General features: G+C 34.0%; 9 protein-coding genes. All 9 read left to right on the forward strand.

The window, feature by feature from the left end; translation table 11 throughout:
* The first annotated feature begins 2 nt into the window (after positions 1-2).
* The gene (locus HHU12_RS20005; RefSeq protein WP_169658512.1) at positions 3-269 is read left to right on the forward strand and encodes a PAAR domain-containing protein; all 267 of its coding nucleotides are present in this window, start codon (positions 3-5) and stop codon (positions 267-269) included.
* Between the two features lie 5 nt (positions 270-274).
* Positions 275-817, forward strand: a complete 543-nt coding sequence (locus tag HHU12_RS20010; RefSeq protein ID WP_169658513.1) for a CIS tube protein — start codon at positions 275-277, stop codon at positions 815-817.
* Position 818: 1 nt separating this feature from the next.
* Complete coding sequence (locus HHU12_RS20015) at positions 819-1,421, forward strand: hypothetical protein (protein WP_169658514.1); 603 nt, start codon at positions 819-821, stop codon at positions 1,419-1,421.
* Between the two features lie 11 nt (positions 1,422-1,432).
* On the forward strand, positions 1,433-2,518 hold the full coding sequence (locus HHU12_RS20020) for a hypothetical protein (RefSeq protein WP_169658515.1): 1,086 nt from the start codon (positions 1,433-1,435) through the stop codon (positions 2,516-2,518).
* Between the two features lie 2 nt (positions 2,519-2,520).
* Complete coding sequence (locus tag HHU12_RS20025) at positions 2,521-3,255, forward strand: adhesin (RefSeq protein ID WP_169658516.1); 735 nt, start codon at positions 2,521-2,523, stop codon at positions 3,253-3,255.
* 11 nt (positions 3,256-3,266) lie between these two features.
* Positions 3,267-3,650, forward strand: coding sequence for a GPW/gp25 family protein (locus tag HHU12_RS20030; RefSeq protein WP_169658517.1), 384 nt, complete (start codon positions 3,267-3,269; stop codon positions 3,648-3,650).
* A 2-nt stretch (positions 3,651-3,652) separates the two neighbouring features.
* Positions 3,653-4,213: a phage tail protein gene (locus HHU12_RS20035; protein ID WP_169658518.1), complete on the forward strand. Its 561-nt coding sequence runs from the start codon at positions 3,653-3,655 to the stop codon at positions 4,211-4,213.
* Positions 4,214-4,268: 55 nt separating this feature from the next.
* Positions 4,269-7,427 (forward strand): MFS transporter, encoded by a 3,159-nt coding sequence (locus HHU12_RS20040; RefSeq protein ID WP_169658519.1) that lies wholly within the window; start codon positions 4,269-4,271, stop codon positions 7,425-7,427.
* Positions 7,428-7,439: 12 nt separating this feature from the next.
* The coding region (locus tag HHU12_RS20045; protein ID WP_169658520.1) for a LysM peptidoglycan-binding domain-containing protein at positions 7,440-11,131 on the forward strand (3,692 nt) is incomplete at its 3' end.

Consider the following 11,131-nt stretch of genomic DNA (forward strand, 5'->3'; position numbering starts at 1 on the left):
AGATGAAACCTGCAGCAAGATTAGGAGATATGTACGAATGTAAAGCACATCCTCCGGCACCTCCATTGGTATTGCCTATTGTAGCTAATGCCACTGTTTTTATCAATAAAATGCCGGCAATGGGAGTACAGCCCCTTCCATGCGGTTGTCAACCAATTTTGACAAGTAATACCGTGTTTATAGAAGGGAAGCCAGCAGTAAGAATGGGAGATCTATTACCTGCTGGAACTATTTTACAAGGAAGTGCAGATGTTTTAATAGGAGATTAGAAAAGATGAATATAGTAATAAAGTCAAAAGTTAAAGACGTATCATTACAGGCTATAACTAATGTAAGTACTAGTGTCTCGGCTTCAGGTCTGAATGATCAAAATCAAAATTCCGATGATGATAAGGATAGTAAAGACAAAAAAGTTGGACAAAATAAGAATGATGTATCAAGAATAAGTAAAAACTTCTCTTTTACTGCATATCTCGATGATACTGGAATGCTTTATCAAGAAGGAGCTAAAATTCAATCGATACTTGATGATTTACAAAAAAGTTTGATGGATTTAGAACATCGAATTCCTAGAATTGTAACATTTGATGGAGATGCTCTTGGTATTGGAAAAGATGACAAATTTTTGGTGACTTCTTTGAATACCACTTTTGAGTTGATGAGTAATGAAGGAATACCATTAAGAGCGAAAGTCGATTTATCTTTTGCACAGGAATTTGATAATACATCTTCTTCTAATAATGACTCCAAGAATGAGGAAGGTAGTTCACAAACTTCAACAGAACAAAGTCAATCTAATTTTGAAAAACAATCATAAAATGAAACTAAAATTATATACTCTTGGTCTTTTGTTTTGTCTGATTGGATGTTTTCAAAATCATGCAGTAGCACAAGAGGAAGCAAAAGTAGAAGAAGGTGGACTTTTAGAAAAAGTAAGGGCTTTTGTACCTAGTTATGTAGGTGAAAATGGTCAGGATGCTTATCAATTACAAGCCATTAATCATAATAACCTGTGGTTTTTTATACTGGATGATAAAAAATCATTACACGTACTAACATTCGAAAATGATTCCCTTCAGCGTACTTCAGACTTTTTTGAAATGGGACTTTTTAAAATTGTGGAGAAATACGGCATGAGTTGTGAAAATAAAATAGCTCCCGTTAATGATTTAACACTTAAGCCTTACTACACTTTTAAAAAGAAAGCACGTAAGGATTTTAAGCGATTGTTGTACTTGGAGTATGGTTACGTTAAGCATTCATTTTTCAGGAAGTTAGGCAATTTCCTTATTCTTCCTTTTACCTTTTTCTTAGGGGAAAATACATCTTATGACAAAGCAATCAAAAAGATGAACAAGGTAGACAGGGATATTCAGAAAAAGCAGAACAATTATAAATCTATTGCTTCACCACTGCTCTAAACACTAACATTATGTTGAAGTATTCTAAAACTATACTATTACTACTCTTCAGCTTATTACTACAGCAAACTGTAATGGCACAGATGGATTGTGCCGAAAAAATGGTAAAAGCTCAAAACGCTTTTGATCAAGGAAATATTGAAGAAGTAGAAGGCCTATTGAGGGATTGTCTGAAAGGAGGTTTTAATGACAGTCAGAAAGAAAAGGCTTACAAACTATTGGCGCTCTGTAACATCTATCAATTAAGAAAATCAGAGGCGGAAGCAGATATCAAAAAGTTATTGAAAACCAACCCGTTTTCTGTGGTGGATGAGGAAAATGATCCACAGGAATATATAGAGTTGCTTAATAATTTTAATAGACAACCTTCCTTTTACTATGGTGTGGAAGCTGGAGGTAACTTGGGATTGGTACAAGTTGATAGATCATATGTTATTACTCAAGATGTTCAATCAAGTAATTACAATGAACAAGTGGGTTTTGAAGGAAACCTAAATTTTGGTATGTATTTATATCATTGGTTGGATTGGGGGCTTTTTGCAGGCTATAGAATGTCAACTATTGAGTTGAGAAATAAAGATGTACTGGGTATTCTGACAACCACTTATCAAGAACAGCAACAGTTTTTTACATCAGGAGTGATGTTGAATATTAACTTCAGGAGGCATCCCAAAAATATTTACCTTTCTTCTGAAAACGAAAAATCCATTACAACTTCTCCTTTGTACCCTTTCATCAGACTGACAGGTAATTATAATCAGTTATTAAGTGCTGATGCTAGTATAAAAGGAACCTTTGCTTTGGAGGGAAGTACAGAAACCTCACAAGATCAGAAGTCAGTTTTAACCAAAAGGTATACTCAGGAGATAAGATTAGGTGGCGGTATTGGTTTGAAAAAGCAATACAAAAGAGGTGCTTTTTACTTTTTGGTTCAATACCAATATGCTCTCAATGATTTAGTATTAGAATCTGAACGCTATAAAGGTGATATCTTTTCAACTGCCTATGCTCATATAGATGATGATTATAGAAATCATTTAGTCACTTTTGAAGTAGGTTATCAGCATTACTTCTACAGATTCAAAAAGAAAAAATAAACATGGCATTATTAGATAGAAATACATTAAAAACTTTTTTCAATCAAGGCAAATTACCTTCTCAGGAAAACTTTCACGATTTGATCGAATCAAGTGTAAACAAACTTGATGACGGACTGTCAAAAAGTATGGATGAAGGTCTGATGCTTTCCCCTGTGGGTGATACAAATAAATTGGTCAGTTTTTTCAAGAATATTGAAGACCGTAGTCCAATATGGAGCTTTACAACTGGGCAGGGCAACAGAGAATTACACTTGCAGAATATTCAAGGGGAAAGTATTATGACGTTTGGTCAGGAGGGACAAGTAGGTGTCAATTGCCCTCAGCCTCAGCATTCATTGGAAGTAGGTGCTACTCTTGGAGCGAAAGGAAGAGTGGGAACACTTTACAAAGGAAGTGTGGAGGCTAATGGAAAATGGCAGCCAATAATTGAAAACCTGAATGGTTGTCATGCCTTCGAGATTGTAGCAGGTGTAGGTAAAAAGAAAACAGGTAAATACGCCTTAGTGATAGCACAAGCAATAAGTACTTTTGGTGATGCACATGATAGAATCAGAACTACTCAAGCGTATTATGGTTCAAGGGGAAATAAAATTGAATTTCGTTGGAAAGGAGAGACCTATAACTACAGACTAGAAATGAGAACGATGGGTAATTATGAAGGGAACACTGTAGCAAATTATCATGTCATGTCGCTTTGGGAAGATCAGTTTATGGATGAATCATTTGTCGATTAAATAATATAATTATGAAAAACTATACCGGCTGGAAATTTCCACCTTCCTTTAATGATAAGGGAACAGAAATAGAGATGGTGTCAGACCATATCGATATAAGGGAAAGCCTATATATTCTTTTTTCAACCCATCCTGGAGAACGTCCAGTGAATATCAACTACGGGTGCAACTTAAGGCAGTTTTTATTTAAAAGGCTGAACAGTCAGTTGGTGTTGGATATTAAGTACACTATTAATGAGGCCATACAAAAATTTGAAGATCGTATTAAAGTTTTGGATATAACGATTGATGAAGAGGACGAATTAAATGGTAAATTTTTAAGTATATATATCCTCTATCAAATCAAAGAAACAGGAGAAACAGGAGAATTTAATTATCAAAGTGAAGCACAATAACTATGGAAAAGCCACAAGTACATTATGATAAAGATAAATTAGAAAAATCTTTTGTAGGACCAGAAATGCCTATATTACCGGGATTTCGTTTCAAGGTAATCACAATCGGGGTAGATGAAAAAGGAGATCCAAACAAATGGAATACAGAAACAATAAACAAGAATAATTCCTTTGCTTCTTTCCAAAGTATATCAAGAATAAGTGCCAAAATGAAAACCGAAAAGATAGCATTACTTGGCAGTCATAATAAACAGCATCATGTATATAGTGGAATGGAATATGATGATGTTGTTTTTAAGAAAGGTATCCTATCCTCTGATATGAATTTAAGCACGCCATTTTTAATGAGTGTTCAAAATTTAGCATCGAAAGATCATCTTGTTTATAAATTAGATTTAATAATTGTTGCATTTGATCAAAAAGATAAACCTAAATATGCGTTGAAATTAGACAGATGTTTCCCGACTGCATGGGAAATGGGTGAGTTCAATGCTGAAACTGGAGAGTTACTGATTGAAAGTGTTACTTATTCTGTGGCAAGTGTGACGGAGTTGCCCATATAAATCTTATGACTAAAGCTGGAATAAGCAATCTCTTCCTTTTTTAACAAAACTTCCTATGGCAAACAACATTACCATTGACAATATCAACAGGCATAATAATCTCAAGCTAAGTGTATTATTTTTCGCTATCATTTTTTCTTGCCTCAATAAATCTATCCTTGATCATTTAGACGATATAAGTGTAGCATTATTGTTGGAATGGGGAAGAATAGCATTTCTACTTTTTACGCCTTTTGCTGTCCTTTTATTCCTTTTAAGCAGGCATTATTCAGTGAAAAAAGCCCAAGTCAATACGATGCTGTTGTATGGGATTGGTGTTGCAGCTGCCTATTATTTTGGGATAGAAAAGTATCAATGGTATACGGTTGAAGTATTTCAGATGGGATGCAATATGTCTCTTTATTTGTTGTTGATTATGATGTATGCTCATATCTACAACCGTATAGAGAGAGTCTTGAAATTTTCGTCCATAGATAAAGTTATCACTCAGTACTTTCTAGTTGGATTTACAATTTCAACTGGAGTGATCTATCTCATAACGGTGTATTTTGAAGCATATACCTTATACATCACTCCATTAGCCTCCTTGGTATTGATAGTATTTTGGTGGAGGTTATTGAATAGTTATTCAGCTTTGAAACTAGTCAATCAAAATATACTTGTCATACGTTCCAAACACTCTTTTAAGAAAGTGATAACGAATAGGTTTTATCACCTGATCATTTTAAAATCTATCTTTCTAACTTCAATGAAATGGACATTAGTGCTGTTGATGTTTTTCCAGTCTATGACTCATTTCAAAGAAGATAAAACTGCTATCCTTGCTTTTGAGGCGATTACATTCGGAATTATTACAGTCTTTGTTTTTGGGGTTCGAAAGCTATTTACCAATCAGATTATAGATAAATTTGGCAGGCTTTCTATTTTTCACGTACCTCCGCTTATTCTTATTCTTTTCTCCAGTGCATCCATTGCTATCCATTATTTTGTGGAGAATCAGCACGAGTCATTTATGGGAATACCTTCCCTTCAGATGGTAGTAACATCACTGTTGTTTGTGTTGTTTTTTACCTATTTATATAGTTTGGAAGATGAAACCAAAAACGATGTTTACCAAACTATTTCTGAAGAACTAAGAAGTGATTTCTTATTGATCAGTCAAATTGCAGTTTCTCTTTTTTCTGTTCTCCTTTGCTATGGACTTTACTACGCATTTGGCAACCTGGATGAGTACAAAGAATTACTCTATTTTGCTTTGCTTTCATTGGTGCTGGCTTATATGATTGTGACCTTTTTCTTGAGAAAAGATTACTACCAAGAACTGGAAGACGCCATTGGAGATAAAGCCTTCAAATACTCCGTTTTATTCCCTATCCTTAACTTATTCGCTAAAAAAGATCTGTCTTGGATCAATATTCGAACCTTAAATTTATTACGTAAAGTTGCTCCAATCACTTTGGACAACAATTTGCCTACTTTTATCAATCACAGTAATGATGAAGTACAATCATTTGCCGTGAATGAAATGCATAAAGAAGGGAAAATTGACCTATTAGTTCACTTACAAAAAATCATCAAATATAAGCGTTTCTGGCAAAGTCAAAATGCTACACAAATTCATGATGTCTACCTTGATTTGGCCGAAATAGAAGAGCGTCTGGACAATAAAAGCTATATAGAGCAACTTTCATTATCAAAACTATCAGAGGAAAGAAGTCTAGGTGCAAAATTATCCATTCAACTTCCTGAAGAAAGACGCTCAGCGGTATTGAAAAGATTATTGCAAGATCCTGTAATCAATGTAAGAAGGGCGGCAATTATTTCTTGTGCTGAAGGAGAAGTATCTGATAAAGTATATGGTGAAATGGTCAATAATATTGCTCAGGTAGGCTTGCAGAACGTTGTGATTGATGCTGTTTATAAAATAGGAGATCATGTCACTGATATGTTGCACTCCACTTTTAATGCCGTAGGGCAGACTGTCTTGACACAAGAAAGAATCCTTCAGCTTTACGGTTTGCTGAATACCGAGAAATCATATGCTTACCTGCAAAAAGCATTGAATCATACCAATCAAAAAGTATATCTAGCGGCTTTAGATACTTTGAGTGTAGTAGAAGGAAGTATTGACAAAAATATGTATATCATTGAAAAGCATATTGAATTACTTTCCAAGCAGATTGTATGGAACTATATGGCAATAGTGGAAGTCAATAAAAAGAATATTGAAGATCAGATTCTCGAAAATGCATTAATTGAAGACTGTTTGGATAAACTAGATGCCATTCTTCGATTTTGTGGTATCCTCTATGACTATCAGACTTTTGCGATTGTAAAATCAGTAATCAATAGTAAAACAGAAGATGAAATCAACTTCGGTGTACAACTATTAGAAGTGGCTCTGCCAAATACATTGGAAGTGAAACCCATGATCATTATTATCTTCAAAAAACTCTCTTATGAAGATAAATTAAAAGAACTAGATGCACATTGGCCTGTAGAGTCAGAAGAACTGGATGATATCATCAATAAACTAATTTACAATGATGCTCAGCTGACCAACAGATGGTCAAGAATTGCTACGCTACATCTGATCCCAACTTTAAAAACCGATTTATTTAAAAGTACATTGATCACACAGCTAGAAAATGAAGACCACCTAATACAGCAAACAGCCTTCATTATCCTTTCTGATTTACTTCCTAAAAACGAGCTGACAGAGGTAATGTACCGATTGACTTACGATAATGAATCTTTGAAAGAACTTTGGAATGGGTACACTTTGAAAAATGAAATTACTAACGTGATGGAGATCTTGATGGGTATGAAAAAATCACCTTCCTTCGTTGATCTTGACGGTGATATTGTCTGCGACATTATGGATATCTCCAAAGTAGTAGATCTTAAAAAGAGTCAGAGGCCTTTAGAGTATTATTTCGAAGAAGAAGTACCCTATATCTATGTACATATGGGGAGTTTGGAAATTGAAATTACTGATAAAAAAGGAACTAGAAAAAGAAGTATTTCATCACAGCAATGGTTTAATCCACTGGATGAATTTTTTATAGAATTACAGCAAATAAAATGTATCACCAATACCACCACCCAAATGCTAATTACACCTCAAGATGAATTTGAAAGCCTTGTGGGAAGAAAAGCGAAATTATACCACTTCGTGGAATTGGAGAAAGAACAGAAGGAATTTAAGTTTTAAAAATGAGGAATTATGCTAGAAAGAGAAAACAAAAACCATTCGATGAATAAAATGAATAATCATTATTATGATTATTCAGGGTTAGAAGAAGAAAAAATGATTATACCAGCCCAAGAACGTTGGGAAATCATAAAAAGTCAGTTTACTGATGAAATTTTAATAGCAAAGGAAGTTGCAAGGCAGTGTTTTTTTGATCCGGAAATTATCAAGATCGCTTTAGAAGATGCAGGGAGTGATTCGGATGATATGGCAACTAATATTGTGCAATTTATCCAATCAGAAGATTTAAAAGTTCTTCCTCAGGAGTACAAAACTTTATTGAAAGAAGCAATGAATGATTGGTGGGTGCAGGATGAAAGTAAAAAAATGTTGGATAGGTTAAATAAAAGAGCTTCAGATAATGTTCAAGATGATATAATTTTACCTATTGAAGAATTATATGAAATTGCTCAATTATTACATTATCACCTTGATGGCTATCATGCTACTGAAGATAAAATAGCCCCTTTAATCAATAGGTGTAAGAATGATAAAAAAACATTAAAAGTGCTGGAAACTATTTACAGAGGGGATTTAAAAAATGATCTTAAATATGTAGGGAATACAGCTGAACTTGTAAACTTAGAAGATACCCAAGAAAGTGTTGAACAGTATAACAATGGTAATATCCCTGAGGGGCAATTGATCCTTGAAAGAATAAATAATGAACAAGATTACCGATATATAGTACCTGCGGGAGATACTTTGTGGGCAATAGCAAAGAGATTTGGCACATCGGTTTCTGAAATTGCAAAGAAGAATTTCTGGTCTGTAAATAGAGAAGAGGGGCAAATAACTGATTGGTTTGGTAAAAAAGTGGTGATTCAACCTGGTCAAACCATCGATTTACCCGATAAAGGGTTAAAAATAGCTACTGGAGAAGCCGTTTTTGTGGTAGAGAATGGTGCAGTGGTTCAAAAACTGAAGAAAAAGAATACTGCTAAAACAATAACACCGGAATCTCTTACCGATAATGCAGCACGAATTTATAACGAGATTTCAAACAATGCTGATGTTGGGTTTGAAGAATTAATAAACTATTTAAAAACTTTTGAGAAGGATGCTGTTTATACTGATGATTTTTTAAACTTTTATCGTCAAATAGCAGGAAAAGAATTATTACCTCACTTGCGCGGGAGTATTAAGATGAGGCATGCTAACCTTTCTCATCGAAAATTTAGAGAGTTTTCAGCTGAGCTTGAACCTTATTTAGAAGGAGTAGTAACAAACTACCAAACTGCAATTGATCAAAAAAATGCTGTACATTTGGTCAGGAAAGGTTCTATGAAACGAAAAAAACTTTGGAATAGGTTTACTATTGAACAGATCGTAAAAAAGGTATGGGAAGAATTACAAAAATATAAATCAGAAAAGAAAGCGAATAGCCGAAATATATTAGGTGCTTTGATGGCTTTGCAACGTAATCAACCCCTTATTGATGATTTTTATGAGGCTTATGGACGAGATGATTTCGAGAGGGATATGGAAGAATCTCGCAAACTTATAAAAGAAGATATCCCTTATATTGTAGGAGGTTTCGGGGTTTATAACAACACAACAGCACATTATTTTTATCCCGTTGATGCTGAATTAGCAGATAGTATTTATACCCTATTAAATGCAGATAGAGAAATAAATTATGTTGAAGGTTTGGAAAATCTATCTGAAGATTATAACCTGTCTGTTAGTGATGTAGAACAACGTAAGTTCAATAACTTTGAGCAAGGAAGTTTAATTAAATTTCAAGAGTCATCACAAAGTGATATTGAATACCTATACACTGTAAAAGAAGATGAAGGGCCTCTGATTATCGCTAAGAAATTTGGTATATCACTAGAGCAATTAAAAGAACTCAATGAATGGGAAAGTATAAACGTGTCTAATGGAAGGATTCAAACAAAGGATGGTGGTATGTACCTTCAGCCCACTCAGGGAATTAGAGTTCCTAGTTTTGAAAAGACAAAGGATCATTTATTTGTAAGTGGACCAAATGTTTGGAAAGTTAATACCAAAGATTTTAAAGTGTCTGATGAAGGTACTTGGGAAGTGAAAGCTACGGAGTATAGTCCTGTCTTCTTTGATGATATAATGAATTCGATCCTTAATCAAACGATGGGTGGAAGTAGTATTAGTTTTAAGCTCAACGTTTATATTATTGGAGATGTTTTTCTTGAATTTTACGTGAAAGCAGGTGTAGAGCTTGGGGCAGGGCTTAGTGTGGGAGATGATATGCGTATTGCCACAGATGTATCTGTGACAGCATATGGGGAATTAGTATTACTAGCTGATAGGCTTGGGGATGATGGGAAAGATATAGCCTCTTTTGGTGCATCAAAGACATTGTTCAAAGAGAATGATGTATATCAAAATGCGAAACATTTTTCTACACATTTAAACCATAAAATTTATCAGTATTTTATAAGTATGGATATTGTGAACAGTAACTTTATAGAATATTGGAGTGATGAAGAAAATCAAAAATATGCTTATACTGGTGCTGAAAGATATAAAAATCAATATTCTTATAATCTAAATAATCAAGAAGGAGGTAAAACTGAAAAAGGGAAGGAAAAGAGTAGAACAGACAAAGATTTTATTCATAATAAAATATATAAAATAAGTGAGCTACCATCGATTAAAAGAATAGGAGAAGACGCAGACGAAACTAAAATTAAGGAGAATTCGAAACTAGGTGAAGATCGAAGTGTTTATCTGGTTAATTCTGGCCCCTTTTCTATTGTATATAATTATGTTAATCAAGACTCAAATAGTGATAATAATGGACATTATCTTACATTTATATTAGAACTAAAAGGGAGTCAGTTAAGAGAGTATTATCAGAACCTCACTAAAAAAGTAGATGGGAAAACTCCTAATTACATGGAGAAAATCAAGGAACTTCAGAATAGCGTTGGAGAATTAAAGGGTGATATCAATAAGTTGAGGAAAATGGATTTTTCGGTAATGTCTAAAGCGTTAGGCAATGGGATTTCATTTTTTAAAGATAGTGCAACGAGTTATATAAAAACCTTAAATCCATTGCGAGGTCCAAAAGGTTCATTTTCACCTGGAGGTGGGATGCTTTTTACATCATCATTAAATAATGAAAAAGGAGCAAAAGCATATAAAGAAATAACCTCTTTAAGAGAGACTGGCAAATTGCCTGAGGATGATAAAAAGGATCCTACATTTGATGCAGGAGTGAAGTTTGTATTACATTTTGTTAATCATGAAAAAGGATTAACAGACTTTCATCTTCAATATCAGAGGTTTTTAATTTTAGCGGATTTAAAGCCTCCAAAAGTGGAATCAAATCGAATAAGTTATGGAGGAGTAGTTGGAGTAAGAGCAGGTTTCAATATTGAGGCAAGCACCGAAATCAATGTATGGGAAAAACCCGGCACTGACACATTATCCTATATTTCCACAGTCTACAACTCTAAGGCTTATGCTCAATTAAATTCATCTAAAGCATTAGAAGCAAGGAATAAAGCATTTGATAGGATTAAGACAATGGAGGATATATTAAGTGGAAAAGAGACCGATGTAACACTCACTAAAGATGATCAAACATTTTTAGGAGAAATAGAAAAAGAATCAAAAGAAAAGCAGACCAATAAATTATTTGCCTATATGAATACAATCCATTGGGATAAAGTAGAAAA

The sequence above is a fragment of the Flammeovirga aprica JL-4 genome (assembly GCF_012844305.1).
GTDB lineage: Bacteria > Bacteroidota > Bacteroidia > Cytophagales > Flammeovirgaceae > Flammeovirga > Flammeovirga aprica.